This is a genomic window from Candidatus Marsarchaeota archaeon, from assembly GCA_023485295.1.
Taxonomy (GTDB): domain Archaea; phylum Micrarchaeota; class Micrarchaeia; order Micrarchaeales; family Micrarchaeaceae; genus Micrarchaeum_A.
In genome coordinates this window covers 26,960-53,494 of the sequence record JAMCZQ010000005.1, presented here as the reverse complement: position 1 = coordinate 53,494, position 26,535 = coordinate 26,960, and the positions used below count along the sequence as shown (strand labels likewise).

Genomic DNA, 26,535 nt, shown 5'->3' with positions numbered 1-26,535 from the left:
TGATATAAATGGGAAAAAATATGCAGATAGGTATAATGGGTCCAGACAGCGGAGAGCTACCAAAAGACAAGCTGAAGCGGAGATACGTTCTCGCTACTGCTGAAACTCTTGGCTCTATTATTGCAAGTAGGGGCGCAGTGGTCTTCACTGGAGGCACAGGAGGAGTGATGGAATATGCTTCGAAGGGTGCGAAAGCCTCAGGTGGCATTACTGTAGGAGTCCCTGGAAGGGAAAGGGGAGCCTCCAACAAGTATGTTGACGTAGAAATACTCACAGATATAGACGTCGGCAGCTTCATATTCGGAGGCATGCATGGATGCGACGCTATAATATTCATTCCGGGAGGAGCAGGAACGCTTGCCGAACTGTGCATAGCGTACAGGCTCGGAAAAAAATGCATAATAATGAAGGGATTTGACCGCTGGTACGACAGCAGGATAAATGGGTACATCGACGATGGCAAAAAGGTAAAACTGCTGGGTGCCGTTAGCCCTGAGGAAGCGATAAGCCTGGCGCTCGATGAAGGCAAGCATGGACAAAGATTAAGCCGTAGCACAAAACATATATAAAAAAGCATGACAAATAACTACTGCAAAAGGGGAGTTACGCTAACCTGGCAGACTGCGAGCCTTGGGCGCTCGCGATAGGAGTCCAAATCTCCTACTCCCCATTCTGTTTATTGGAGTTATATATAGGAGCTTCAAATGTTACTTTTTAACATAGCTTTAGCATTGGAAAGGCCTGAGAAATAAATTTAATACTTTGAATCGAAATATTATGCAACCGCAAAAAGGCAGCATGCCTTCTTAATGAAATTATTTATACGCATTTTGTGCAGGCATTCATGCTTGTGCCGCTCAAAAAATATAAAAGCATGAAATGCGATTGAATGGCGATTCTATGATTAATAGCATGCGAAAACGAAGCATAAGTTTCAGCACAAGCAACATGAATGAATCTGCCGACCCGTTCGATGATTTTTACATGTATGCCTGCGGCAACTGGATAAAGTCACACAGGCTGCCTAAGGACAAAACATCGGTAAATTCCTTCTCCTTGCTGTGGGACATAAACATGCTGAAGCTCAGGCACATCGCCGAATACTGTGCGGCGAAGTCAGTTCGCAGCAGCGCAGAACGTGTCGTCGGAGATTTCTACGCTTCTTATATGAACGTGGATGAGCTTGAGAAGCGGAAGTTCACGCCAATAAAGCCCATTATGGAAAAGATAGATGCTCTGCAAAGCAAGAATGAGCTGCCTGCTACCCTCGCGAAGCTTTACACGCTCGGCATCCCTGTATTCTTGAACGTCTTTTCAGATTGCGACAAGAAGAAAAGCGACGTATACGCGCTTTACATACAGGAAGCAGGAATAAACCTGCCTGAGCGGAGCTATTACCTGGAAAAGAGGTTCGCAAAGGCAAGGTTCGAATACAGGAAGCACATCGCCGCAATGCTCCGCCTTTATGGCACTGAAGAAAGAGGAGCGGAAGGCACAGCAGGCGTGGTGATGGATATAGAGACAAGGCTCGCCAGGGCGAGCAAAAGCAGTGCCGAGGAGCGTGATGAAGCGAAGAGCTATAACAAAGAAAGTGCAGCTGAAATGGCTAAAAAATATCCGCGCATGAACTTTATGGGCTTCCTCGATAATCTCGGCGTAAAAGGCATTGGCTATGCAATAGTAGATAATCCAGATTACTTGATAGCGCTCGACGCGCTCATATATAATACAAGCATGGAGAAGCTTAAGGCATATTTAAGATGGAGCGTCATCAACGCATATGCGCCGCTGCTCCATAAGGCGGCGCAGGCAGAGCATTTCAGGTTCTACGGCACCGTGCTCGCTGGCCAGAAGAAGAATGAGCCAAGGTGGAAACGCGGTATATACCGCACAAGCGAAATGCTCAACGAGGTGATAGGCAGCATTTACGTGAAGAAAAACTTTTCGGAGGGCGCCAAGAAAAGGGCAGAGGAGCTTGTAGATTCGATAAAGAAGGCTTTCAGGGCGAGGCTCGCCAACAATGCATGGATGAGCAGCCGCACGAAGAAGGCTGCGATCGAAAAGCTTGATGCAATGAAGGCGAAGGTAGGCTACCCGAAGCGTTTTAGGGATTATTCAAGCTTGCATTTTGACAGGCGCGACCTCGTGGGCAATGCCATGAAAGCTTACGCTTTCGAGCTGGAGAGGCAGCTGAAGCGCATAGGCAAAAAAGTTGACAGTGAAGAATGGCTGATGTCTGTAACTGAGCCAGACGCGTACAATGACTTTTCAAGGAATGAGATAGTCGTGACTGCAGGCATATTGCAGCAACCGTTTTTCGATGCAAAAGCCGATGCCGCAATTAATTTTGGAGGCATAGGTGCAATACTGGGGCATGAAATGACACACGGGTTCGACGACCAGGGCAGGCTGTTCGACAAGCGCGGGAACATGGGCAACCAATGGTCTGCTGAAGACATGCGCCGCTTTGCCGCCAAGGCTTCGAAGATAGCGAAGCTCTACGGCTCTATAAGCATACTCCCTGGCATAAAGGTCAACGGCGAGTTGACGATGGGGGAGAATATAGCAGATTTGGGTGGCATAAGCATAGCATACGACGCGTTGAAAGCCAATTGCGACCTCAACGAAAAGGTCGATGGATTCACAGAAGAGCAGCGCTTCTTCATAGCATATGCACAGATATGGAAGGACATATCCACAAAGGAGAGCTTGGAAATGCGTGCGTACACGGATCCGCATTCTCCTGCCAGGGTGCGTGGCATCGTGCCTGTGGTGAGCCATCCTAGATTTGCCAAAGCATTCAAGCCTCTTAGCAAGCTCGAACGGCCTAAGCAGCAATACGAGAATGCTAATCTCTGGTAAGCAATGAGCAAAAGGCATAAAGCAGTCGCAACGCAAATCCATAACACTGCGAATATTTAACACGGAAAGTTACGCTAACCTGGCAGACTGCGAGCCTTGGGCGCTCGCGATAGAAGTTCAAAATCTCCTATTTTCTACTTAAATGGTTTAGCCCATCAAACGCTTCTTGGCACTGGTTAGGATTTCTCTCCATTTGTCATGATTGAGCTTGGTCAATGCATCGTCAAATGCTGCCCAGACATACTCTTTATGCTCCTGGCTGATAATTACCTTATCGTTTGGCACTTTTATAAGGTATAAGAGTATTATGCGTGTATTTCCAGTTGAACTGCTAACATATTCGTTTTTTCCTACAAAATTTTCTATAAACTCGAATTTTTCAATACCTGCTTCCTCTTTAAGTTCGCGCTTAAGTGTTTCTATGTCATTTTCATTTTCTAATTGGTGCCCTTTTGGGAACTCCCAGAAATCGCCATTTTTATCGGCTCTATTTAATAATAAATAGAGGCCAGCCGGATTAACAACTATCGCGCCAACAGATTTTTCTATTACTATACAAATCACTTTTTAATAAAAGTTTTTTCTATTACGCCTATTAACCTATTTCTATTTTCAATAAATTTATCCGATTCAATCTATTATTCTTAATTCCGTAGTCTGCTATATTGCCTCTTTAAATCTATACGTGTCAAACTCATATCATGAAGAACAAGGACGGTCATGTCGGGCATTGGAAGACGCTCAACATCTTAATAATGCTAAGGTCTAACAAATCAAGGTGCTATTTAATATTTAAGAGGTAACTATATGAGCAACAACATAGAAGTAGAAGCAAGGTTTAGGGTTGCTGACGAACATGCATTACTAAAAAAATTGAAGGATTTCGGCGCTAAAAACATCGGTGCGGTTGTAATAGAAGACCATAATTTTAGCATGGATCGGAGGGATTTTTGGAAATCCATAGAAGCCCTACGTATAAGAACAGAGTCCAACAAATCCGGTGGCATGCTGACTTACAAGCCCTCGGGCAATAAGAGCCAGCGTGTGATGACCACTAAAGAATATGAAGTATCTATAGATGACCCATTCGCGCTTATGCAAATATTTAAACATATTGGGATAATCCCGCTCAAGTACCTGGAATACATTAAACGCACACGGCGCAAATACAAATACGGGGTCTTCAACATAGTAATCGATGAATACCATGAGCTGGGACCGTTCATAGAGATAGAACGTATAGTTTCAGGAAAGGGCAATGTGTCACGCGCACAACGCGAAATAGAATCCCTCGCTATTAAGCTAGGCTTAACCGAATCGGACAGGCAGACTGTGCCAGTTGGTTTTCTACTAAAGGAAAAGCATATGAAGGGTGTAAGAAATGCGAAATGATTGTGTCATAGCAAGCTTCATTTTTGGCATTGTTTGAAGTTTATGTAACTCACTAAAGTGCCGTAATCCTTTGACACGTTTTTCTCTATGTAGTCTGCAACTTCCTCTGGCTTCTTATCGCTGTCAAAGCATGCCTTTACCATGAAGCCTATGGGCCCTTCTGTTGCATATACTTCCAAGACATCCGGAAGCGACGCAATGTCGTTCGCGAGCGCATTCACGTCCATTCCCTGCTTTGGCTTTATTAGAAAGAAATTGTGATAGGTTTTGCCGTTCCTTTTCGCCACGAAGAACTTGTCTATGTCTTTCACATGCTGCATTGTGCGCTGCTTCGCAGCGCCTGTCCCAGCATTCATGTAGTATTTATTCATTTGCCCACCAAATCATTCATCAGCATAAACGATCTGCCAGCTGTTTTCAGATATCCTAATTACTTTTATGGGCCTATTGTCATTGCCCGCTTTTTCGCTTTTCTTTCCAAATCCAAACATGCATTCTCATCTCTATTTGTATATTTACAGTATTTAATAGAATGTGCTGGACGATGCCGGGGTAAGGGTGGATGGGGTGTTAAGAAACAGAGCACATAAAGCAAAATTGCTTTCTTGCATTTTTATCCCCGGGCAAACATCCTTAGTTAATATTATGGACAAGCTTTTATAAATAGATTTGGCAAATTAATGTTATAAATAAAGAGCAATCATCTGATAATTGCAATTAAAATTTAATTTATATGCTTTTTAAAAATCAAAATAACTTTTTTAGTATTAGGAAAAAGATTAAAAAAATAAAAATTATTAAAAACTAATTTAATGATTTCTATTAAATATTAATTATAAAAGTGGAATGATGCGGCAACTGCCAGAAAGCGTTAAGGAAGCTTTAGAAAAGCTCAGGAAAGAGCACAAATACAGCGTCAGCATAGCCCTGATAAATGGCAGCTTCTACGTCTACGAGGCTAAGTCCGAAACAATGGATGGAAAAAGGAAGACGGTAAACCTCTACCTCGGGAAAATAAGCGCCGATGGCACATTCATACCTGCAAGGCATAAAAAGCTAGAAACGAATGCTAAAACACTGGAAGAGCGCATTGCCAGGGAATCAAGCTCGCATAAGAACAACCTTTTGGAAAGGATGCTGTACCCTGAAGACGTGGACCTCAAAATACTGGAGGCAATCAGTGCAAACGGAAGGGCAAGCATAACGGAAATTGCAGACTATTCAGGCACGACAAATGCCATAGCAAAAAAGCGCCTCGGGAATCTTGAGGCCATGTATGGCATAACATACATACCTGAATTCGGCCCCAGGCCTTTTGGATTTTTCAGGTATGTGGTATTCGTAAGATTCTTCAAAGGCAAGGTTCCGGAAGAGCAAAAGATGAAGGAGATACTTGAAAAGGAGTCCAGAATACAGTTCGCCGCGCTTCTCAAAGGCAAATACCACCTATTCATGTACCTGCTTGCAGAGAACACGCAGGCGCTTGAGGATACCCTCTACCGTATACGATCAGAAAAGGCGTTCTCCCAGAACAGGTCTCTGTGGCAGGTCAGCTACATAACCTATGCGTACGGCTACACCCCAATGAGGATGGAATTTTTTGATTTGCTCAAAGAGAGGATATGGCGCAGGACAAGAGAGCATCCGAGAAGAGCTCCGGAGCAAATACTGCAAAGGGAATACGATGTGCTAAAGGCATTAAGCATCGACGGAAGGAAAGAATTCTCCGGAATGGACAATGAATTGGGCCTCAGCAAAGGCTCTTCAGATTACACGTATTACAGGCTCCTTGAGAAGAAATTGATATACAGGATAACTATAAGAATGGACAAGCTGCCTGCAAGGTTCACTGCTTTAATAAAGCTACCGCAAACAGACATAGAAAGCTTCAATGCACACAGGAACGAATTCTTCGCGCATATGATAGACAACCCAAAGACGCCGACGAACAGGTATGCATTATTTGGCGATATAGGGGCGCCGTATGGATTTTTGTTCATAAAGCCAATTTATGCAGAAACTTCTGAAGAGTATACAGAAGAGCTTAAAGACGCAATACACGAGAAATCGGAACCGGATATAGAAATCATAACAGATGTTCTGGTAGGGACCCTTGGCTTCAGAAGAATACCTCCGGAAGAAACCTACCAATACAAAATAATTACCAACAAGAAAGAGTAGCAATGACAAATTTCAAGACTTTAACTTTTTACTGGCCTCCGCCGCCTCCCATCGTTATCACCTAAATATTTATATTTCAAAGGAAAATGGGACTGATGTGTTTAAATATGTTTCTGCATTTTGTTGTATAAATTGGTAAAAAGCAAAAATGCATATTCAAATGCTGCTGAAAGGAAAAACAGGCATGTGCAACATTTTTGCATGCGCTCATGTAATGCGGTGCCTGGCTTAAATCAAAACTTATTTATTACTTTGCTTGTAAATATATAACTGCCCGTAGCTAGAGGTAGGATACTGCTCGCTGGTGAGCCATTGGTTTTTGGAGAAAGTTTATTGGTAAAACATGAACTTCTTAGTGAGAACGAAGCAAAAGAAATAGCGAAGAAGCTGAACACGCCGCTTGAAAAATTCCCTAAAATATTCGAGAGCGACCCAGGCATAAAGGAGCTTGGAGCGAAGCCAGGATCGCTTATAGCTATACACAGGGACGATCCTGTGAGCGGAAAATACATCTATTACCGCTATGTGATAAAGGGCTAATTCGGACCGGTAAGCCATCGGCTTATCTTTGAGTGATTGAATGAGCGAAACGCACGAGGTCATGGAATCGTATCTAAAATCTACTTCTATATCGCAGCAGCAGATAGACAGCTACAACAGGTTCATATCTGTAGGCATAAACAAGATCATAGAGAGCCAGAGCCTCATAGAGCCAGAGGTTTCAGATTTCGCCATAAAGCTCGGCCAGATGAGGCTTGAGCAGCCAATCATCATAGAATCTGACAGCTCCACGAAGCGCATAATGCCAAATGAAGCAGTGGCAAGGAACCTGACCTATGCGGCGCCTATGTACCTAACGTACGTGCCTGTGATAAGCGGCATAGAGAAGGCGGACGCAATAGGCGAGGCATATGTTGGCGAGCTGCCTGTCATGGTCAAGAGCAACCTTTGCTATACAAGGAACATGAGCGCCGAGCAGCTCATAAAGGAAGGCGAGGACCCTGACGATCCTGGAGGCTATTTTATAATAAAGGGCACGGAGCGCGTGCTTGTTGGCATAGAGGACCTTGCCCCTAACCGCATGATAACGACAAGCGAGAAATCAGGCATAGTGGTGAAGGTTTTCTCAACCACCGTCAACTTCAGGGCAAGATGCAGCATAACGCGCGACGATTACGGCATATATACGATACTGTTTCCTACGCTCAACAAGGGCCTCAGCCTGATGATGATACTGCGCGCCCTGGGCATAAGCTCCAAAGAGATACTCTCTCTTGTAGACGATCAAGAGGTAAAGAACGACCTTATGCTGAACATGGAGCTGTCAAAGGGCATAATCGAGATGCAGCCAAAGGAGGCAATGATAGAGCTTGGCAGGATGACCGCGCCAAACCAGGCGATGGTGTACCAGGAGAAGAGGGCAGAGACGCAGCTTGATACTTACATATTGCCCCACCTGGGCACAGACCCGTCAGCAAGGCTAAAGAAAGCAGAGTACCTTGTAAGGATGGCCGAGCGCACGTCGCTAGTTGCGGAAGGCAAGGTGAAGGCTGACGACAAGGACCACTACGCGAACAAGCGCGTAAAGCTTGCCGGAGACCTTATGGACGAGCTCTTCAACACAGCGTTCAAGGCATTTGTAAAGGACATAAAGTACCATGTGGAGAGGACCATGGCCAGGGGCAGGCGCCTGACGGTCAAGACCAACATAAACCCTGACACGCTTACTGAAAAGATCCTGTACTCGATGAGCACAGGCTCGTGGCCTGCAGGCCAGACCGGCGTGTCGCAGGTTCTTGACAGGATCAATTACATGAGCTCTGTCGCGCACCTGCGAAGGATAAAGTCGCCGCTAGCCAAGAAGCACCCCCACCTAAAGGCAAGGGACGTGCACGGCACGCACGTTGGCAAGATATGCCCGAGCGAAAGCCCTGAAGGCACTGAAGTCGGGCTGACTAGATACCTGGCGCTGATGGCAAAGGTGACAGTCGGGGCCGAGCAAAGCATGATTGAAAAGAAGATAAAGGAGCTGAAGCTCCTGTAAAATGGTGATCAGATTGGCAGAAGAAAAGAAATGCAGGGTATATTTAGACGGCAGGGAACTCGGAGTTGTGGCAGACGGCAATGCATTCGCAGAGGAGATAAGGGCGAACAGGAGGCGCGGCCTTCTGTCAGGCGAGATAAACGTATCGTACCGCAAGAGCATCAACGAAGTCCACTTAAACGCTGACCGCGGCAGGGTGAGAAAGCCATACATCATAGTCGAGAACGGCTCAAGCAAGCTGACTCCAGACCTTGTAGAGAAGCTCAAGAGCGGCGAGATAGACTTCAACTACCTAGTAAGGCGCGGCATCATAGAATACCTGGATGCGGAAGAGGAGGAAAACATATACGCTGCGATAGACGAGAAGAGTATAGACTCAAAGACTACGCACCTGGAAATAGATCCTGCATCGCTCTTCGGGCTCACGGTAAACAACAGCGTTTTCCCTGAATTCAACAGCATGGGAAGGCACCCCATAGCGTGGAACTTCATGAAGCAGGCGCAGGGGCTTTATGCTACAAATTTCAACAACCGCTACGACGCGAGGGCGTTCCTGCTGTACTATCCGCAGAAGCCCATAATAGACAGCATCACATACAGGACTCTAGACATGAAGAGGCACGCCAATGGCCAGAATTTCGTAGTCGCGCTTTCAACATACTACGGCTACAACATGAAAGATGCAGTAGTGCTTAACAAAGCTGCGGTTGACCGCGGCCTTGGCAGGAGCGTTTTCTACAGGTCATACATGGACGAGGAGCGAAGGTACCCCGGCGGCCAGCAGGACTATTTCAAGCTGCCGAGTGCAACCATAGAGGGCTACAAAGGCGAGCATGCTTATTCAAAGCTCGGGGAGGACGGCATAGCAGAAGCCGAGCAGGAGATAAACGAGGGCGAGGTCATAATAGGCAAGGTTTCGCCTCCCAGGTTCTTGGAGGAGCAGACAAGCTTCGGAGTGGGCGAGGAGAAAAGCAGGGACAATTCCGTCACGTTGCGCTCCGGAGAGCAAGGTGTCATAGACAGCGTGATGTTCAGCGAGACAACCGGCGCGACGCGCATAATAAAGGTAAGGATAAGGGGCATAAAGGTGCCTGAAATAGGCGACAAGTTTGCAAGCAGGCAGTCGCAGAAAGGCGTGACTGCGCTCATAGTCCCGCAGGAGGACATGCCGTATACCAAGGAGGGCATAGTGCCTGACCTGCTGCTCAATCCAATAGGCCTGCCGAACAGGATGACTTACGGCCACATACTGGAGATGCTCGGCGCAAAGGCAGCATCGCTAAAGGGCAGCACAATGGACGGCACGCCGTTCTCGATGCACGGGAAGGAGCGCATAGACGAATATGCCGACATACTCAGCAGCTACGGCTTTGAAAAATTCGGAAACGAGAACTTTTACGATGGAAGGACAGGCAAGAAGTTCGCTGCGCAGCTGTTCAACGGCGTAGTATACTATCACAGGCTGTGGCATATGGTCAGCCTTAAGATACAGGTCAGGAGCAGGGGCCCCGTGCAGATACTTACAAGGCAGCCCACAGAGGGCAAGCCCAGGAAGGGCGGCCTGAAATTCGGAGAGATGGAGCGCGACGCACTGGTAGGCCACGGCGCAAGCCTGCTGATAAAGGAAAGGATGCTGGACCAAAGCGACAAGGCGCCGGTGTGGATATGCAGGGACTGCGGCGACATAGGCTACTACGACTACATAAAGAATGTTGCAGTGTGCCCCACATGCGGCGGCAACAGGCTCGAGGAAGTGGAGATAAGCTATGCATTCAAGCTGCTGCTCGACGAGCTGAAGTCCATGCACATACTTGCAAGGATAAGACTGAAGAGCGATTGAGGTGTATTAATGGTACAGGCTGAAATAATAGATCATATAAGGTTTACTGCGATAAGCCCCGAAGAGATAAAACGCATGAGCGTTGCAAAGCTCATAGTCCCTGATACCTACAATGAGGACGGCTATCCGATAGACGGAGGCCTTATAGACCAGAGGCTTGGGGTTATAGACCCTGGCCTCAAATGCAAGACCTGCGGAGGCAGGGCAAAGAGCTGCGTTGGGCATTTCGGCCACATAGAGCTCGTCAGGCCGGTAATACACCCGGAGTTCGCCAAATCCATATACCTATTGCTGCAGTCGACATGCGAGAGCTGCCACAGGATACTGCTGAGCGAGGAGCAGATAGCAGAGCTCAGGCCTGCAATAAAGAGCTTCATAATAACCGATGAGATGGAAGACGAGTCTTCTGCCGCATCAGATACCAGCAGTCTTGCGCTGCTCACAAAGAAGCTCAAGTCGGTCAAGAAGTGCCCGTACTGCGGAACAGTGCAGCAGAAGCTCAAGTTTGAAAGGCCTACGTTCTTTTTCCTGAACGGCAACAAGATGAAGCCCGACGAGATAAGGGACTGGCTCAGCAAGATAAGCAACGACGACCTTTCCCTTCTCGGCATAGACGGCACTGCCACAAGGCCGGAATGGTTTATACTCACACTGCTGCTGGTCCCACCTGTGAATGTAAGGCCGTCCATAACATTGGAATCTGGAGAGAGGAGCGAGGACGACCTGACCCACAAGCTCGTCGAAGTGATGCGAATAAACCAGAGGCTGGAGCAGGACATAGACGCAGGCGCGCCGCAGATAATAATAGACGACCTTTGGGAGCTTTTGCAGTACCACGTCACAACATATTTCAACAACGAAACGCCTGGCGTTCCGGTATCAAGGCACAGGAGCACAAGGCCTTTGAAGACCCTTGCGCAAAGGCTTAAGGGCAAGGAGGGGCGCATGCGCTACAACCTGTCGGGAAAGCGAGTCAACTTTTCGGCCAGGACCGTAATATCTGTGGATTCAAGCCTCACGATAAACCAGGTGGGCATACCAATGCGCATAGCCGAGAACATGACAGTGCCGTTCTACGTCACGAAATGGAACATGGAAGCGGCGAAGGGCTACCTGGGCTCAACCACGTACCCGACAGTTATAAACGTCATTGCAAAGGACGGAATGAGGAAGCGCGTAACAGACCTGAACAGGGCCGAGCTGCTCGCTGCCTTGGAGCCTGGAATGGTGCTGGAAAGGCAGCTGGTGAACAACGACATAGTGCTGTTCAACAGGCAGCCTACGCTGCACAGGGTGTCGATAATGGCGCACCGCGTAAAGGTGCTTCCAGGGAAGACCATGCGAATGAACGTTTCCATAACGCTGCCGTACAATGCAGATTTCGACGGCGATGAAATGAACCTGCACGTGCCGCAGACCATAGAGTCGCAGGCAGAGGCGCGCTACCTGATGCAGCCAAAGGAGATACTGCTAAGCGCGAAGGACGGCAAGCCGATAGCCTCAATAACCGAAGACGAGATAGCCGGCATGTACTTCCTGACCAAGGACGGCGCAATGTTCGACAAGGCAGAGGCAATGATAATGCTTTCTAACATAGGCATCTACGAGCTGCCTGAGCCTGAAAAGAACGGAATGTACTCAGGCAAGAAGCTGTTCTCAATGCTCCTGCCAAAGGATTTCGACCTTGAATACTCCGGCAAGAACAACAAGGTCGTGATAAAGAACGGCGAGCTACGCGAAGGCATAATAGACAGCAAGCTAGTTGAATCAGGGGCTGTGCTGCTTGCCAAGCTTTTCGTGGAGTACGGCCCAGACTTCCTTGAGCAGTTCATACTCAAAGCCGCAAACCTCGCGCTTAGGGCCGCATACATGCGCGGGCTCACAGTAGGGATAAAAGACTATTATAATACAGATGTGCAGACTGCAGAGCGCGGCAAAATTATCAAAGAGGTAGAGCAGAAGGCGCGCGAGCTGGCGGAAAACTACAAGCAAGGCAAGCTTGAGTCGCTTCCGGGCTATACGAAGAGGGAGACCTTCGAGATGCTGCTGCTGGCGCAGCTGGAAGAGGCAAGGTCCAAAGCCGCAAAGCTCATCTCAAGCACTACCGACGAAAGCAATAACGCATACCTGCTTGCCACGATAGGCGCCAGGGGCAGCGTGCTCAACATGCTCATGATAAAGCTGCTTCTCGGCCAGCAGCAGGTCAGGGGCAAGCGCGTATCAAGGGGCTATTCAGGACGCGTGCTTCCGTATTTCAGGAAAAACAGCAAGAATCCCGAGCTGAAGGGCTTCGTGACGAACGGATTCCAGGACGGCCTAGAGCCTACGCAGATGTACCTCCATGCAATGGGCTCCAGGGATTCCACCATGACAAAGGCACTCGTAACTGCAGTGAGCGGCTACCTGCAGCGCAGGTTCATAAACGCCCTGCAGGATTTCTACACAGATACGAACCTCAGCGTGAAGGATGCGAGCGGCGCGCTGATACAGACGATATACGGCGGCGACGGCAAGGACCCAACAATGGAGCTCGTGTCAACCCTCAAATGATTATAGGTGTGCCAAATGCAAAAAGACGAAAAGCGCAGAAGCCAGGCAATGGTCTCATACGGCGAGCCTGTCGGCGTTGTAGCAGCGCAGTCCCTTGGCGAGCCATCGACGCAGATGGTGCTGAGGTCGTTCCACAACGCAGGCGTGTCTTCGGTTGTCACTACAACCGGACTGCCAAGGATAATAGAGATAATAGACGCCAGGCGCAGGGTCAAACTGCCTGCCATGCGCATACATGTGGAAAAATCCATATCCAAGGACTATGAGAAGGTGCGTGAGATAAGGGACAGGATAGAGGAGGTAAAGCTCAAATCGCTTCTTGAAAGCTATGAGGAGAACCTGAAAGCCGGCACGCTCAAGCTTAATTTCAGCAGAGAGAAGCTTTCCGGGAATGGCACCACGATGAAGGCCATAGAGAGCAAGATAACCAAGAAATTCGAAGGGCTGGAGCTTTCGGCAGATGGCAATACTGTTACGATAAAGCACAAGAGCAAGAAGGACATAAAGGGCATACGAACCTCGTTCGTGCACATCCGTGAAATGGCTGCCCTGGGCCTTCCGGGAGTTGCAAAAGCTGTGGTGCAGCAGGACAATGACGGCACATTCTACATAGCCACGAGCGGCAGCAACATGGAAAGGGTCATGGAGATAGAGGGTGTCGACAAGAAGCGCGTATACTGCAACGACATATTCGAAGTGCAGAAGGTTTACGGCATCGAGGCTACAAGGAACCTGATCGCATCTGAGCTCTACAAGACAATAGCCGACGAGGGCTTTTCGGTAGGCTTCAGGCACATAAGCCTAGTGGCAGACACTATGACGTATACTGGCGCGATAAGGAGCATAGGCAGGCATGGCATAGCAGGAGACAAGGCATCGGTTTTTGCCAGGGCCGCGTACGAGGAGACGATAAAGCATTTTGTGAATGCCAGCGTGTTCTCGGAGAGGGACATGCTCAAGGGCGTGGCGGAGAACATACTAATAGGCAAGCAAGTAGCCGTGGGCACAGGCAGGATCAAGCTTGCAGTGCGCAAGGACGACCTCAAGAAAATCAAGCCTGTGGAATAGCCATACCTATAGTGTTTTAAGCTTTAATGCAAATCTAATAATGTTATTTTTGGTGTATTGTTATGACACAGGAAAGGCCATTCGACCTGCTCAATAAGTCAATAGGCCAGCAGGTACTGATAAAGATGAAGAACGGTATAAGCATAAGGGGCAAGGTCACCTCTTTTGATGCACATATGAACATAGTGCTTGAGGCTGCCGAGGAGCTTGACGACGGCGAGCTCAAGGCGAAGTTAGGCACCATACTGCTAAGGGGCGGAAACATAATCTGGATTTCTCCTGTATGACGCTTTAGTGGGCTTCTGGCGCAACGGTAGCGCGCCTGTCTGGCAGGCAGGAGGTTGCGGGTTCAAAAAGGCTTTGCAGTCAAGGCCCTGAAAATCCCGCGGAGTCCACATCACAAAGCATACCGCAACGTATTAAAGCTTTTTTTGTGCAAACTATCTATGTGATTGGATGGCTGGCAAAGCGGTTGCATACATAGTTGCTATAATAGTGATTCTTGCGCTCATATACGTGGCTGTAAGCGTGATAAGCTACAAGCCCACGACAACGACGGCAGTTACGACAGTGTCGACTGTTTCGGCCCCTGCGCCTGCAGGCACTGTTGCGCTGATGCTTACAGACCCTGCACAAGTGCCACAGGGCACCGAATACCTCAACGTAACGTTCTCCGGCGCAAAGATACATGAGTATAATGCCACCAACACCACAGGCTTTGTGGACGTCAACGTCACAGGAACAATAAACCTTCTTTCCCTTGTCAACCTTACGCAGACCATAGGCGTTGCGCATGTCAATCCGAAGCAGAAATTCGACTACATAACGCTCAACATAACCTCTGCCACAATCGACATAAACGGCACGACATACAACGTAACGGTGCCGTCAAGCACGCTGCACATAGGCATAAGCAATTTCAATGGCACAAGCGGCGCGGCGCTCATAGATCTGTCGCCAACGGTTGTAGAGATATATACTTCAAATTCAACAATATTTGTACTGGTGCCTTCGGTGAGGGCCGTGGCACTTGGAAATTCCACGGTAAATAGCACAAGCGTGCATGTTGGCGCCAGGGCCAGGATAAATCCTGCGGCTTCCAACAGATTGAGGTTCATAAGCCCAAAAATAGAGATAACGTCAGCAAGCCTCAATGTTTCAGGCAACAGGACAAGCCTGTCAGTTACCGTAAAGAACGATGGAAATGCTAGCGCAACCCTAAACCAGCTACTGCTTTTCGGCCTGATGCGCATATCGACGCCATACAATGCATCGCTGCACTCGCACATACATGTAATGCCACAGTCAAGGATTTCGATGCAGGGTTTCGGCAGCCAGGCGATAGTCGGCGCGCTGGGCCACATTGCAAGCAGCTACAACATCAGCAATACGCTGTCGCAGCTTAACGCAAGCTACAATGGCAGCAATTTCAACATATCCTCATTTATAAGCAAGCTTTCAAGCCATGGCTTCAACGTGAGCAGCATGGCTAACATATCGCAGTTCAACAGCAGGTTCGGCACCAAGCTCAATGCCAGCGCATTCAACAGCCTGCGTGCAAACCTCGGCAGCATGATAAACGTTTCAGTAATAAAGGCGCTGCATACATTCAACTTTACCAACGGCACATACAGGGATTATGTTGCAGGCTCAGGCTACTTCAATGGCCACTACCATAATATGCTGAACTTCCTAATAACGTCTTCAGGCTCATTGGAGCTTCCATTCAACGAAGTGCCAGTGGTTCCTGTATCGACGCCAGGATATGTGCTCGGTGCAGGCAACGCAATAACGCTATCATACAGCAGCAACATAAGCCTTGGCAGGAGCGGAATGCTGATAATACCTCTTGAAAACCAGACATATTCGTTGCGCGTGGTGGGAAGGTCTGGCGCATTCGCAGAGGCTAACGTCACTGCAGGCTGAAAACGCACATTTGACTGGCTTTTCGTATTCATGGCCTAACGCAACTTTTTTATATATAATCATAGAATGTTAAATTAGCGGCTGGGATCAGGTAGGGTTGATGAATAATAAAATAGCGCAATCTGCTACAGAGTACATAGTGACATACGGATGGACCATACTCATAATTGCGATAGCTATATCATTCCTTTATCTTTATATCGCAGTGCCGCATGCAATTGTGCCATCGTCATGCAGCTTTCTTACCGGGGTAACGTGCGACGACATGGTCCTTGGAACTAATGCAACAACACATCTTACCTCGATAGGCGTGATAATGACGAACTCGCGCCCATACCCAATACTTAACCCAACATTCTTCGCGAGCATAAACGGAAGGAATGCCTCCGCAGCAACGTGCAGGCCAAGCTTCGTGCTTCCCGGCGGTTCCATAATCTGTGTGCTCCATCTCAGTAATGTAACCTCATCGCTTGGGCAGTACTTCAGCGGAGACCTATACCTCAACGCATCATATTGCGGCTTTGCTGCCAATTCCTCATCGCCATCATCCTGTGCCAGTGTGCCAAGGGAAACCTACAAAGGCTTATACACGGCAAGGGCAGAGCCTGCCACCGCATCAAACTATTCCATAAAACTCACTGCAGCAACATACAACGCTCCCGCAACCAACGTACCTGACCAGCTCACTGCGACCGTAACGCTTTTGGGCTATCCGCAGGAAGGCGCTACAGTGAATTTCACAGCAGCATTCCTCAACGGCACTCCTGCAACTCCTCCGGATTCACTGCAATACCAATATACAACAACAAGTGCCAACGGCCAGGCAATCAACTACGTATCGCTCAACAAGAGCGCCGATATCAACATTACGGCATCATACCTTGGCGCAAAGTCAACAATAAAGATAAATTATCTCATAATACCCAAGAATGTCGCATACCTTGGCCTGTGCGACGGAGTAAAAATCGTAAATCCGTATTTTGCGGCAGGAATAAGCGGCTGGTGCTATTGGAGCGGAGGAGCTTTGCAGGTATGGGCTCAGGCAGGCGATTCTGGCTGGGTTTACATTGTTGTGCAAAACGAGGCGAACAAAATAGATTATGTTAGCTTAGGGTCAGACAACTGGTGCGGCCCAGGATGGATAACCAATTTTACCGGGCCTGCAGACCTGTACAATCTTACCGTTCATTCCGGAGATGGCGGAGGAGGCTGCGGCTCTGCCATAGGCATACTTAATGAAACAGTAGGGCCGGACGAGAGGGTAGTCCCTGTAGGTGGCGGATCCTCTCCGCCAGCATGCAACACGATAACGCTGCAGGATACTGAGACCGGTCTTTCAAATGTCACAATCACTGAAGCTTGCGTATGGAGCGGCGGCGACTTAACGCTTTACCTTGAAAATGGGTGGTCACCAACAGTAAATGGCGAGCTCATAGCAGAAAACAACGGCACAGTCTTCATAAACCAGACCTCAAACCCATCGGCGAGCCCATCAACGCTGCAGGATATGGGGACATATTATATACCTGCCACGCCGACCAACCAGAGGTATGGCGTAGTGTTCAAAGTCGGAAACTATACGAGCTCGGAATCAACATACATACCGGAGCTGGAGCTGAACTGAGCACAACATATTTAAGGCACTGCGGCAAAGCGTTATTCGAAAGGGTTATTCGATGGTGCTTATTGTAATAGAGGGCATTGATGGCGCTGGCAAGAGCACGCAGGCAGCGCTGCTTGCCAAACGCCTGCACAGCCTTGGATATGAAGCTATTGGCGCTAGGGAGCCAACTGACGGCCCTGTCGGGATCTTTCTTAGGAATGCACTTTCAGGCAGCATAAAGCTGAACCTGCTTACAATGCAGTTGCTTTTTGTTGCTGACAGGAACGAAGACATTGCTGCGCTTTCAGGCAGCATAGCGCGCAAGGTCGTCATACTGGACAGGTATTATTATTCGACAATAGCCTACGGCTCCATCGAGGGGATAGACAAACGCTATTTGGAGACCTTAAACTCAATATTCCCCAGGCCGGACAAGACATTCATGCTGGAGATAAGTCCAAGGGAAGCTTTGGAAAGGCTTTCGAAAAGCAGGCATACGCCAGAAGTTCTGGAGAACCGCAGGGCACTTGAAGCTGCAGCCAAGGCGTACAAAGGCTTTTCCGGTCCTGAAATCGAGCGCATAGACGCATCGGCTGCGCCAGAGCTTATATCAAATATGCTGCTTTCGAAAACGCTTGACATGCTTAAGAGCGCAGGCGTAAGGCGAAAAAGGCTAAACAGTGACTGAACATGAACAGGTATTATAGCGGCACAGGCGACAAGAAAGAAACTGGCATAGGCTCGGTAAGGCTAAAGAAGGGCGCGCCAATCTTCGAAGCCATAGGCGACGTCGATGAGCTCAATGCCAAGGTTTCGCATCTTCTTGCTGCAATAAGGCAGGATCCAGCCAAATACGGCCTTGGCAGTGCCCCTCAGCTGGAAGACATGCTGCTTGAAGTCGAGAACAGGCTGTTTTCCGTAGGCGCAGAACTCGCATCCATAAGCAGCCAAAACTTCAAGCCAAAGGCATCAATCTCGGCAGAAGACGTCAAATATCTGGAAAACGCCACAGAAAGGCTGTCGAAGGAGTTTCCGGAGCTCAGGAGTTTCGTGCTCCCCGGCGGCTGCATAGAAAGCGCAATTGCAGAAGAAGCCCGTACGCTGGCCAGGCGCGCGGAGCGCTCAATAGTAAGGCTTTCCGAAACTATGAACGTAGGCAATGACAGCCTGTTCCCGTACATGAACAGGCTTTCGTCGTTCTTTTTCGTAGCTTCGAGGTTCATAAACAAAAGGAACGGCGTAGAAGAGCTCAGCCCGCGGTACTAGCAGCGCTATACGCCGAAATACTCCTTGAATTTTAGCGTGGTGCTTATCCTTTTTGACCTGCCTGACCTCTCCGCCTTTACAAAATCCTTGTCCAGCAATTCTTTCATATGCTCGTACACAGAGGGACCGAACAGGCCGACCAGCGCGCTTTGCATTATTGGCTCGTTCTTGCTGATGTATGCAAGTATGCGCAGTGCAGGCCTGGATATATCTGGCGCTCCGGCAAGGCCCTTTACCTTGCTGGCGTACGGCTCCTTAAGCGCAAGCATGTATTTACCGCCAATGCTGGAAAGCATTATGGCTGTGCTGCCGCGTGCAGCGTAATCCTTTGCAAGCTCGTCAAGCGCGCTTACTATGTAGCCGCTTGAGGCTATGCCTGTGGCCTCTGCTATCTCCTCAACGCTCATGGCCCTGCCTGCAGCGAACAGCGCAGCTTCTATGAGCTTTTTGTATTCATCTCTGCCGCCTTCTGGAGCCAAGCTTCACACCTTTATGAATATCTCCTTGAAGAATTCTTCCTGGAACATCTGCAGCGCGCCCCTGTGGTATAGGTACAGAAGCGGCACAAACAGGTCCACAAGTATGCTGTCGGAGCTGTAGAAAGCGCCAGCTATTGCATCGAAAGTTGTCATTCCCGCAGGGTCAATGCTGCGCTTCACAAGCCCCAACACGCTGTCAATCTTGTCATCAATGTCCTCTGTGTCTATGTTGAGCTGCAGCGGCGCGGGCGCCGAAGCGGCAATCCTCTCCATGCGCTTGGCCTCAAATGCCATTGCCTCGTCAAGCGCGCTTATAAGCTCCTGAAGGGTTACTACCGCATTTGGCTGGTGCCTAAGCTTAGGGACAAGCTCCTCGACCGCAGGGGCCTGCCGCCTGAACGCCTCCAACACACCGTCTTCTTCAGGCTCATCCTCAATTATTTTTATGCTCTCGCTTTTTATCCTAAGAAGCACTGAAGCCGCGAACACAACGTTTGCAGGGACGAAAAGGTCCAGCAGCTTCATTTTTTGCACTGCGCTTATGTACGAATCGACTATTGCTGCTATGTCTATGTTCCACGGGTCCAGCTTCTTCGTCTCAACCAACTTTGTTAGAAGCTCCTGCCACGTGGCATTGCTAACCAGTTCCTGTAGGTCTATGGTGTCCTCCCCGTAAGATTCGAGGGATTCCTCGCGCTTTATTATCTCCATCAGTGCGTCGCCAAGATGCAATACTGGTCAAGAATATTAAATACAATCTCTTATATAAATATTGTGCTACAAAGGCTTAACTGTCAGTGCCAAACGCAAAGTGTTTTGATGAGCGAACTATCCAACCTGCGCATAAACATGCTTTTTGTGCTGCTGCTCACATTTGCCATAGGCATAGCGATACTCTATGCGATATTATACGTTCTGGGCGTGCGCTCGTACTATGCGCTTGCCGTAATCGCATTTTTCGTGGCCTTGGACATTTACATTTCGCCAAAGCTCCTTTTTTCGTATTCGAAGCTGCGCTACATAGGCCCGGACGAGTATCCTCAGCTGCAGGAAGCAATCGAAGTCCTTTCAAGGAAGGCAGGCATACCAAAGCCAAGGATAGCCATAGCCCCGGCCCAAGAGCCCAACATATTCACATTTGGCCGCACAAAGCGCGGAGCGACGATCGCATTCCACGAAAGCCTTCTGCCAATCCTTAGCAAGGAGGAGCTGTATGCTGCAGTCTGGCATGAAATGGGCCACATACGCCACAGCGATTTTATAGCTATGACCCTTGTGTCATTCATCCCGCTGCTTGCATGGGGGCTCACGCAGGACATACTCTGGACCGAAACTAACGGCGAGCCCAGGAGGGGCAATTCATACCTGTTTGTTTTCGGAATATTGGCCTTCATAGTCTACTTTATATCTGGCCTGCTGACGCTGCCGCTTTCAAAGCAGCGCGAGCTCTATGCTGACGGATATGCTGCCAGCATGTACAAAAAGCCAGAGTACCTGGCATCTGCGCTGTACAAGCTCAACATAGCAAACCTTGCAGTGCAGAACGCTTCGAGGAGCTCGACCTCTGCACGGGCATTCTACATTATTGATTTCTTTACCATAGACAACGATGCTAAGGCGCTCAGGTCGCACATGAGCCAGGTAAAAGAGCTGCTGCCTGAAGCTGATTTCTCTGCGCTTTCCTCAAGCGCTGCAGCAAGCAGGAACGGGCTGCTTGGAATGCTGAGCTCCCTTTTTTCAACGCATCCGCCAACGTACTACAGGATAATCGAGCTGCTGAAAATAAAGAAATCCGGAGAGCCTGCTGCATGAAATGCATTCAGCCTATTCCTATGTCAAGCACTACCTCTATGTCGTCCCTGGAGTACGGCCTGACAGTGCGCATGCCGATGAGCCTTGCCTTTCTGCCTGCGGCTTCAAACCTCTTCAGCACGCCTGCAGCGAAAGTGCCTGATTCCTTGAGCTTGCAGAATGCGTACATGTGTATTACTGCCTTTTTCTTTGCCACCTCTGCTGCTGCATTTATGAAATCGCTGGAAGCCATTGGCATAGGCATCACTACCCTGTCTGCGAAGCCCATATAGTTCTTGGCCTGTTCCGCGAAATCCCCGAGCACTGGAACTACGTTGCCAGTGCTGTTTAGCTTTATATTCTTAAGCAGATAGCTGTATGCTGCAGGATTGAGCTCTATTGCCACTACCTTGCAGCCCTGATGCGCCTTCGCTATTTCTATGGCGAACGGCCCAACGCCTGCAAATGGCACAATTACATTCTCGTGCCCGCTTACAAGCTTAGCTAGCCTGGACCGCTCGAACGACAGCCTCGGAGAGAAGAACACGCGCCTGACGTCAAACAGGAAACTGCATCCGTTCTCCGAGTATTTTGCAATGAAGCTGCGCTTCCCTGCTATATACCTGAACTTCCTGACCCTATACGGCCCTGAAACTGGGCCGGCCTTCGCAAGCACAGTGCTTATCCTTTTGCTCCCATCCATTATCGCCTGCGCTATCTGCTTGCGCTTTGATTCTGCATGCCCGTCAAGCTCTATAACTGCTATGTTGCCCATGGCGTCGTAGCCCAGCATAAAGCCTTCGTAGCCGTCGCCAAGAAGGCCCTTGAGCGCGTCCTTGTAGCTTGGATGACTGCGCTTTTGCGGGTTGCTGAACTCCATGTCAGCAATTTTCAGCCCTGCTGTAAGCTTTTTATTCTTTGCCTTCGCAATATCAATAGGAAAATATACATAGCGCGCGCTATGCTGGACAAGATAGCCCTTTGCGAGAAGATTGTTCCTGAGGAGCAACGTCTTTGTGCGCTGGGCATCCTTCTTCAAAACCGCGGCGTAATGCATATGCAACCCTTTCAGCAGAATATTTTAAGTATTCTGCTATTAAAGCTTTCATGTTTAAATAAACCAATAAAAAGTTTGCAAAAGTGGTAAATGTGTATTTCGTAGTAAAGGTGACATCAGGCCAGGAGCGCATAGTTGCAAACATGCTGCAGAACAAAGCCACAAAATCCGACATACCTGTCTATTCGATAATAGTGCTTGAAGGAATGCGCGGCTACATCATAATAGAGGCAAAGGACGAAGTGGCATGCCGCGAGTTTGTGAGCAAGGAGCACAACATAAAAGGCATACTGCCTAAGCCGCTTGCAAGCGAGGAGGTAGCCAAGCTTATAAACGCGCCCAGCAAGGCCCAGGAAATAGCCAAGAACGACATAGTGGAGTTCAACACTGGCCCGTTCAAGGGCTACAAGGCAAAGGTGCTAAAGATCGACGAGGCGAAGAACGACATGACAGTGGAGCTAATGGATGTGGTAGTGCCTATACCGATAACAACAAAGATAAATACTGCTAAGATAATACAAAAGGCTAAGGAAAAGGAGGAATGAGCAAATGAGCGAAGTAATAATAAACGGACTTATAGAAGGCGGCAAGGCAACAGGCGGGCCTCCCTTTGGCCCGGCCCTCGGGCCACTGGGCGTAAACATAAACGCCATAGTTGCTGAAATCAACAAGGCGACTTCGGGCTTTTCAGGCATAAAAGTGCCTGTCAAGGTCGTAGTAGATCCTGCCACTAAATCCTACAAGGTTGAAGTGGGCATGCCGCAGACAAGCGCGCTGATACTGAAGGAGCTTGGCGCCGCTGCAGGTGCCAAGACAAAGGACGAAGTCGTAGGCAACATATCCCTTGAGCAGGTCAAGAAGATCGCAAAATCCAAGGAGGCAAAGCTTTATGGCAGGAGCATGGCAGAGAGGGTAAATCAGGTGCTTGGCACATGCAAAAGCATGGGGGTAAAGTGCGAGAACGAGGACCCGCGCGTAATCATAGCGCGAATAAAAAACGGGGAAGTGAAGCTTTAAAATCCGCACACCCTGACAGCCCAGGCAAAGCCGATCTAATGCGCCTTTATAAGGCGCTTTATTCGCGGTTCGGGTTCCTCAACTGGTGGCCAGGCGAAACAAAAGACGAAGTATTAATAGGAGCAATCCTGACGCAGCAGACATCATGGCGCAACGTCGAAAGGGCAATAGCAAACATAAAGGCGCACAATCTGCTGAGCATCAGTGCCATATCAGAAGCGAGCCCAGAGGAGCTTGAAAGCTTGGTAAAGCCTGCTGGCTACTACAGGCAGAAGTCAAAAAGGCTGATCGGCATATGCAGGTTCATCATTGGCAATTACGGCTCGCTAGAAACCCTATTTAGGCTTGACGGCGCTGAGCTGAGGAGAGTACTTCTCTCAATAAAAGGCATAGGCCCAGAGACTGCAGACTCAATAATGCTTTATTCGGCAGAAAAGCTGTCGTTCGTTGTAGACGCGTATACGAAAAGGGTAATGAGCAGGGTCTACGGCTTCAGCGAAGATGCAAGCTACGAGCAGCTCAAGGGTCTTTTCGAGCGCTCTATAAAGCCCGATCTGGTTCTTTACAAGGATTTCCATGCGCAGTTCGTGGAGCTTGGCAAGAGGTATTGCAAAACCAGGCCTGCCTGCTCCGAATGCCCAGCATTGAAGCTCTGCAGGTACGGGTCCGCATCAATGCAGCGCTTCTGAATGTGGGCTTGGCCACTGTGCGTGGCTGTAGTAAATGTTTAAATATTATAACAAGCCTAAAAAATTATTGGTAAAAATGGTTTTTAAGTGATGCAATGAGTACACAAAAAAAGGTATCAAATACTGTATCAAACACCGTATCAAATCTTGAATCCGTGCAATCAGTATCTGAGAGATACGTCCAGAAGGACGAAAATGTGAAGGCACAGCAGTACGCTGACAAGATAGAAAAATTGGAGGAAGTGGTTGGGGAAAAGAACAAGCTGGCAGAGCTTGGCGCAATATATCTTTATTCAGTCAAGGCTTCTGGAAAGGTGGAAGAGGCAAAGATTGAGGAAAGCAAATATGAAGACTTAAAGAAAAAGGCAGCAAAGCTTGAGAAGGAACTCGATGTTCTCAAAAAGGAGGAAGACCAGCTGAAGCAGGACATGGCAAAGCCAAACCCGGAAGAGGAGAAGCTCAAGCGCATAGTGACAGACCTGCAGGACGCTCTAAACAGCCTGAAAGCAAGCAAGAGGCCGAGCAAAAAGAACATAAAGAAATATGAAGACGCGCTTGCGGAGAAGCAGAAGGAGCTCGCACAGGAGCAGAAAGTGTCTTCCCTAATGCAGAACAAGGCCCTTTCAGACAAGCACAGGGACGTTACGGAAAAGGAGAAGGAGCTCACACTTACGCAGAACAGCATAAGCAGCTACGAGTCAGGCCAGCGCGCTGTGCTGCTAAACTACCAGCTTGGCAAGCAGAACCCTACCAAGTCATACGAGGACTTGAGCAGGGACCTGGCGCTCAATATCCAGTGGCAGCTGAGCGCAAACAACTCGCCATATGCATCGATATTCAAAACAAGCACTAAGATCGAGGACATAAAGGCGGCTGCCCTTGCCGAGATGCAAAAATCCGTTGTGGAGCTTGGAGCGCTTGAAAATACAGTATCTAGATTCGCAGGCATAGAGAAGACGTCAAAAGATGCTGTCGCGCAATTGCAGTCCTACGACATGAAATCATTGAACCTTTACAAGCCGAGCGGCGCATCGTCTGTGCCGAATTTTGCAGAATTCAAAACTGCAAGCAGCGCAGTACTGGACAAGCTTTCGAAGCACATTGATTCCATAGAACAGAGCTTCGAGAACGACAAAAAGGAAAGTAAGGAGCTGAACAAGGAACCTAATGTCATACTTGCAACGCTTAATCTGAAAATGCGCGAGTACGACAAGATAAACACAAGGTCTGTTGACCTTTTGGAACATGGCCTTGAAGGCGTCAATTACATGGACAACCTCAAGAAATTCATCGATAATTACGACACTGGCAAATTCTCCCAGCACTCCGGCAAGAGATACATGCTCAGGCAGCTAAGGGAGCTTAGGAAAGAGGTCAAGGCACAGCTTTCAGAGTTCAGCAAATTCAACGAATTTGCCGAAGACTTCAACGACCTTGAGGTCAAACGCGGCAAAAAGAACAAGGCAAGGCACATAGAAAAATTCAACGAGCTCATAAAGAGCAATGCCGACATAAATGACATGGAGAAGAACAGCGATCTTACAAAATTCCAGGAATTCATGGCGCGTGCAGGCTATCTGGCAAAGGTCAACGAAGCCCTGCTATCGATTGGAAATACGCTCAGCAGCCGCGGCATGAAGCATGGCAACAAGGTGCTGGATATGAATGCTGCAGTTGAAAAGGCATCGACAGACATAATGAAGGGCCTATACCCGTCGATGTACCATGTCGAGCCTGCAGAAGTAAGCGCAAAGGTGCAGCTTTCCGAGTCGTTCACATACACAACGCTCATGCAGGAGGCAAACCTTCTTGCAAAGCCCATATCGCAATACCTGACGCAGCAGGAGCAGAATACGCTCACAGACGCGCTGAAGGAGCTGCGCAAAAACGAGACTGACGTAGCGTCTGCCAATGTCGTGGTAAAATCCATAGACAAGGTGCTGCTTGAGAGCAAAAAGAGCTACATGGATACGAATGACTACACAAAGCTGCTTGCAGAAGTGAATTCATTGGATGTTAGCGACAAGTCCAAGGAGGAGGAGACAAGCAGGCGCCTAATGGCTCTGCGCTTCCAGGCAATGAGCAGCATTTGGGCATCTGAGATGGCACCTTCTGGTGCTGAGCCATTCAAGAAGAGAATAAGCTCCGCAGAAGTGCTGGACAAGGACGACGTAAAGAACATGACCTCTGCATACACCGCAGGCTACAACGGCACCAAGGCCGAGCTTGAGGACTGGGTGCAGACAATGAACAAGATAAAGCCGTTCTTCTTCGCCGAAACCAGCTGAAGCGGTATAGGCAGCAGCACAACAGTGCCAAGGTCTTTGGCAGTTTTGCCAAAGCCTATTTTTTGTTTTGATGCTATTTCCTTATCAATGCCTTTATCTCTCCAGTGAGCTGATGGATCTCCTTTAGCTCTTCCTTCTCCTTCTGGCTGAGCCTTGCATCGCCTTTGGCCACATTGGCTTCTATCGCTTCCATGAACTTCAGCCACTCCTCTGCATCCTCCCTGGTGAGCTCTATGAATGTTTTGTCCTCAATGAAAAGGTTGAGCAGCTTCAGCAGCTTCGCGTTTTCCACGCTGTCACCCTCGCCTGAGTTCAGCCTTTCCCTTATCCTGTCCCTTATCTCCTTTATCTCTGCAAGGCTCACTCTTTCGTTAGAATCAGCAAGATCCTTCACATCCAAAACGAATTGTGTTATCGCATTATGCAGCTTTGACAAAAGTTCATTTATAGAGGAAAGTTTTAATCCATCCATAAAAACCAGT

Annotated in this window: 23 protein-coding genes, 2 tRNA genes and 1 pseudogene; 20 read left to right on the top strand and 6 right to left on the bottom strand. The window is 48.6% G+C overall.

All coding sequences use genetic code 11. The features are described 5' to 3' along the window. The first annotated feature begins 8 nt into the window (after nucleotides 1–8). From M1125_02615 to M1125_02605, 3 genes are all read left to right on the top strand, one after another. On the top strand, nucleotides 9–569 hold the full coding sequence (locus tag M1125_02615; GenBank protein MCL5404706.1) for a TIGR00725 family protein: 561 nt from the start codon (nucleotides 9–11) through the stop codon (nucleotides 567–569). 28 nt (nucleotides 570–597) lie between these two features. Beyond that, nucleotides 598–670: transfer RNA gene (locus tag M1125_02610), tRNA-Pro, on the top strand. Between the two features lie 230 nt (nucleotides 671–900). Beyond that, nucleotides 901–2,862, top strand: a complete 1,962-nt coding sequence (locus tag M1125_02605) for a M13 family metallopeptidase (protein ID MCL5404705.1) — start codon at nucleotides 901–903, stop codon at nucleotides 2,860–2,862. A gap of 147 nt (nucleotides 2,863–3,009) precedes the next feature. Here the strand turns inward: M1125_02605 and M1125_02600 are convergent, their stop codons facing one another. Continuing rightward, nucleotides 3,010–3,426 carry an NUDIX domain-containing protein gene (locus tag M1125_02600; protein MCL5404704.1) on the bottom strand — a complete coding sequence of 139 codons (417 nt, stop codon included), beginning with the start codon at nucleotides 3,424–3,426 and terminating at the stop codon, nucleotides 3,010–3,012. A 243-nt stretch (nucleotides 3,427–3,669) separates the two neighbouring features. Between M1125_02600 and cyaB the strand changes: the two genes are divergently transcribed. Further along, nucleotides 3,670–4,254, top strand: a complete 585-nt coding sequence (gene cyaB / locus M1125_02595) for a class IV adenylate cyclase (GenBank protein ID MCL5404703.1) — start codon at nucleotides 3,670–3,672, stop codon at nucleotides 4,252–4,254. 17 nt (nucleotides 4,255–4,271) lie between these two features. Here cyaB and M1125_02590 read toward each other — a convergent pair whose 3' ends face one another. Continuing rightward, the gene (locus M1125_02590) at nucleotides 4,272–4,625 is read right to left on the bottom strand and encodes an Lrp/AsnC ligand binding domain-containing protein (GenBank protein ID MCL5404702.1); all 354 of its coding nucleotides are present in this window, start codon (nucleotides 4,623–4,625) and stop codon (nucleotides 4,272–4,274) included. A 475-nt stretch (nucleotides 4,626–5,100) separates the two neighbouring features. On the opposite strand from M1125_02590, the gene M1125_02585 reads away from it, so the two are divergent. From M1125_02585 to M1125_02535, 11 genes and pseudogenes are all read left to right on the top strand, one after another. Then, on the top strand, nucleotides 5,101–6,435 hold the full coding sequence (locus M1125_02585; GenBank protein ID MCL5404701.1) for a hypothetical protein: 1,335 nt from the start codon (nucleotides 5,101–5,103) through the stop codon (nucleotides 6,433–6,435). Nucleotides 6,436–6,747: 312 nt separating this feature from the next. Next, entirely contained in the window at nucleotides 6,748–6,975 is a 228-nt protein-coding gene (locus tag M1125_02580; protein MCL5404700.1) for a DNA-directed RNA polymerase subunit H, read from the top strand. A gap of 40 nt (nucleotides 6,976–7,015) precedes the next feature. Then, complete coding sequence (locus M1125_02575) at nucleotides 7,016–8,479, top strand: DNA-directed RNA polymerase subunit B'' (GenBank protein ID MCL5404699.1); 1,464 nt, start codon at nucleotides 7,016–7,018, stop codon at nucleotides 8,477–8,479. A 13-nt stretch (nucleotides 8,480–8,492) separates the two neighbouring features. After that, a complete protein-coding gene (rpoB, locus tag M1125_02570) occupies nucleotides 8,493–10,319 on the top strand; it encodes a DNA-directed RNA polymerase subunit B (GenBank protein ID MCL5404698.1) in 1,827 nt (608 codons plus the stop codon). Between the two features lie 75 nt (nucleotides 10,320–10,394). Beyond that, nucleotides 10,395–13,937, top strand: a pseudogene (locus M1125_02565) (DNA-directed RNA polymerase subunit A'). 62 nt (nucleotides 13,938–13,999) lie between these two features. Then, nucleotides 14,000–14,224, top strand: coding sequence for an LSm family protein (locus M1125_02560; GenBank protein MCL5404697.1), 225 nt, complete (start codon nucleotides 14,000–14,002; stop codon nucleotides 14,222–14,224). Nucleotides 14,225–14,233: 9 nt separating this feature from the next. Further along, nucleotides 14,234–14,332: transfer RNA gene (locus tag M1125_02555), tRNA-Ala, on the top strand. A gap of 61 nt (nucleotides 14,333–14,393) precedes the next feature. After that, entirely contained in the window at nucleotides 14,394–15,863 is a 1,470-nt protein-coding gene (locus M1125_02550; protein ID MCL5404696.1) for a DUF4382 domain-containing protein, read from the top strand. Nucleotides 15,864–15,963: 100 nt separating this feature from the next. Beyond that, the gene (locus tag M1125_02545; GenBank protein ID MCL5404695.1) at nucleotides 15,964–17,487 is read left to right on the top strand and encodes a hypothetical protein; all 1,524 of its coding nucleotides are present in this window, start codon (nucleotides 15,964–15,966) and stop codon (nucleotides 17,485–17,487) included. A gap of 52 nt (nucleotides 17,488–17,539) precedes the next feature. Beyond that, the gene (tmk, locus tag M1125_02540) at nucleotides 17,540–18,154 is read left to right on the top strand and encodes a dTMP kinase (protein MCL5404694.1); all 615 of its coding nucleotides are present in this window, start codon (nucleotides 17,540–17,542) and stop codon (nucleotides 18,152–18,154) included. A 2-nt stretch (nucleotides 18,155–18,156) separates the two neighbouring features. Next, nucleotides 18,157–18,732 (top strand): cob(I)yrinic acid a,c-diamide adenosyltransferase, encoded by a 576-nt coding sequence (locus M1125_02535; protein MCL5404693.1) that lies wholly within the window; start codon nucleotides 18,157–18,159, stop codon nucleotides 18,730–18,732. 5 nt (nucleotides 18,733–18,737) lie between these two features. Here the strand turns inward: M1125_02535 and M1125_02530 are convergent, their stop codons facing one another. Continuing rightward, complete coding sequence (locus tag M1125_02530; protein MCL5404692.1) at nucleotides 18,738–19,211, bottom strand: SMC-Scp complex subunit ScpB; 474 nt, start codon at nucleotides 19,209–19,211, stop codon at nucleotides 18,738–18,740. Nucleotides 19,212–19,214: 3 nt separating this feature from the next. Then, nucleotides 19,215–19,922, bottom strand: coding sequence for a segregation/condensation protein A (locus M1125_02525; GenBank protein ID MCL5404691.1), 708 nt, complete (start codon nucleotides 19,920–19,922; stop codon nucleotides 19,215–19,217). Nucleotides 19,923–20,030: 108 nt separating this feature from the next. Between M1125_02525 and M1125_02520 the strand changes: the two genes are divergently transcribed. Further along, nucleotides 20,031–21,023, top strand: coding sequence for a M48 family metalloprotease (locus M1125_02520; protein MCL5404690.1), 993 nt, complete (start codon nucleotides 20,031–20,033; stop codon nucleotides 21,021–21,023). Between the two features lie 7 nt (nucleotides 21,024–21,030). Here the strand turns inward: M1125_02520 and M1125_02515 are convergent, their stop codons facing one another. Next, nucleotides 21,031–22,059: a class I SAM-dependent methyltransferase family protein gene (locus M1125_02515; protein ID MCL5404689.1), complete on the bottom strand. Its 1,029-nt coding sequence runs from the start codon at nucleotides 22,057–22,059 to the stop codon at nucleotides 21,031–21,033. 83 nt (nucleotides 22,060–22,142) lie between these two features. Between M1125_02515 and M1125_02510 the strand changes: the two genes are divergently transcribed. The 4 genes from M1125_02510 (at nucleotide 22,143) to M1125_02495 (ending at nucleotide 26,053) form a co-directional block, all read left to right on the top strand. Beyond that, nucleotides 22,143–22,604, top strand: coding sequence for a transcription elongation factor Spt5 (locus tag M1125_02510; protein ID MCL5404688.1), 462 nt, complete (start codon nucleotides 22,143–22,145; stop codon nucleotides 22,602–22,604). 4 nt (nucleotides 22,605–22,608) lie between these two features. Continuing rightward, nucleotides 22,609–23,076, top strand: a complete 468-nt coding sequence (locus M1125_02505; protein ID MCL5404687.1) for a 50S ribosomal protein L11 — start codon at nucleotides 22,609–22,611, stop codon at nucleotides 23,074–23,076. A 38-nt stretch (nucleotides 23,077–23,114) separates the two neighbouring features. Then, nucleotides 23,115–23,765: an endonuclease III domain-containing protein gene (locus M1125_02500; protein MCL5404686.1), complete on the top strand. Its 651-nt coding sequence runs from the start codon at nucleotides 23,115–23,117 to the stop codon at nucleotides 23,763–23,765. A gap of 95 nt (nucleotides 23,766–23,860) precedes the next feature. Continuing rightward, nucleotides 23,861–26,053, top strand: coding sequence for a hypothetical protein (locus M1125_02495; GenBank protein ID MCL5404685.1), 2,193 nt, complete (start codon nucleotides 23,861–23,863; stop codon nucleotides 26,051–26,053). A gap of 73 nt (nucleotides 26,054–26,126) precedes the next feature. Here the strand turns inward: M1125_02495 and M1125_02490 are convergent, their stop codons facing one another. Then, the gene (locus M1125_02490; protein ID MCL5404684.1) at nucleotides 26,127–26,525 is read right to left on the bottom strand and encodes a hypothetical protein; all 399 of its coding nucleotides are present in this window, start codon (nucleotides 26,523–26,525) and stop codon (nucleotides 26,127–26,129) included. Between the last annotated feature and the right edge of the window lie 10 nt (nucleotides 26,526–26,535).

Bases quoted from the DNA above. Each gene is read 5' to 3' on its own strand.
- M1125_02615 (MCL5404706.1), top strand. From the start codon at position 9: ATGGGAAAAAATATGCAGATAGGTATAATGGGTCCAGACAGCGGAGAG.
- M1125_02605 (MCL5404705.1), top strand. From the start codon at position 901: ATGATTAATAGCATGCGAAAACGAAGCATAAGTTTCAGCACAAGCAAC.
- cyaB (MCL5404703.1), top strand. From the start codon at position 3,670: ATGAGCAACAACATAGAAGTAGAAGCAAGGTTTAGGGTTGCTGACGAA.
- M1125_02590 (MCL5404702.1), bottom strand. From the start codon at position 4,625: ATGAATAAATACTACATGAATGCTGGGACAGGCGCTGCGAAGCAGCGC.
- M1125_02585 (MCL5404701.1), top strand. From the start codon at position 5,101: ATGATGCGGCAACTGCCAGAAAGCGTTAAGGAAGCTTTAGAAAAGCTC.
- M1125_02575 (MCL5404699.1), top strand. From the start codon at position 7,016: ATGAGCGAAACGCACGAGGTCATGGAATCGTATCTAAAATCTACTTCT.
- M1125_02560 (MCL5404697.1), top strand. From the start codon at position 14,000: ATGACACAGGAAAGGCCATTCGACCTGCTCAATAAGTCAATAGGCCAG.
- M1125_02550 (MCL5404696.1), top strand. From the start codon at position 14,394: ATGGCTGGCAAAGCGGTTGCATACATAGTTGCTATAATAGTGATTCTT.
- M1125_02545 (MCL5404695.1), top strand. From the start codon at position 15,964: ATGAATAATAAAATAGCGCAATCTGCTACAGAGTACATAGTGACATAC.
- tmk (MCL5404694.1), top strand. From the start codon at position 17,540: ATGGTGCTTATTGTAATAGAGGGCATTGATGGCGCTGGCAAGAGCACG.
- M1125_02535 (MCL5404693.1), top strand. From the start codon at position 18,157: ATGAACAGGTATTATAGCGGCACAGGCGACAAGAAAGAAACTGGCATA.
- M1125_02525 (MCL5404691.1), bottom strand. From the start codon at position 19,922: ATGGAGATAATAAAGCGCGAGGAATCCCTCGAATCTTACGGGGAGGAC.
- M1125_02520 (MCL5404690.1), top strand. From the start codon at position 20,031: ATGAGCGAACTATCCAACCTGCGCATAAACATGCTTTTTGTGCTGCTG.
- M1125_02515 (MCL5404689.1), bottom strand. From the start codon at position 22,059: ATGCATTACGCCGCGGTTTTGAAGAAGGATGCCCAGCGCACAAAGACG.
- M1125_02505 (MCL5404687.1), top strand. From the start codon at position 22,609: ATGAGCGAAGTAATAATAAACGGACTTATAGAAGGCGGCAAGGCAACA.
- M1125_02500 (MCL5404686.1), top strand. From the start codon at position 23,115: ATGCGCCTTTATAAGGCGCTTTATTCGCGGTTCGGGTTCCTCAACTGG.
- M1125_02495 (MCL5404685.1), top strand. From the start codon at position 23,861: ATGAGTACACAAAAAAAGGTATCAAATACTGTATCAAACACCGTATCA.
- M1125_02490 (MCL5404684.1), bottom strand. From the start codon at position 26,525: ATGGATGGATTAAAACTTTCCTCTATAAATGAACTTTTGTCAAAGCTG.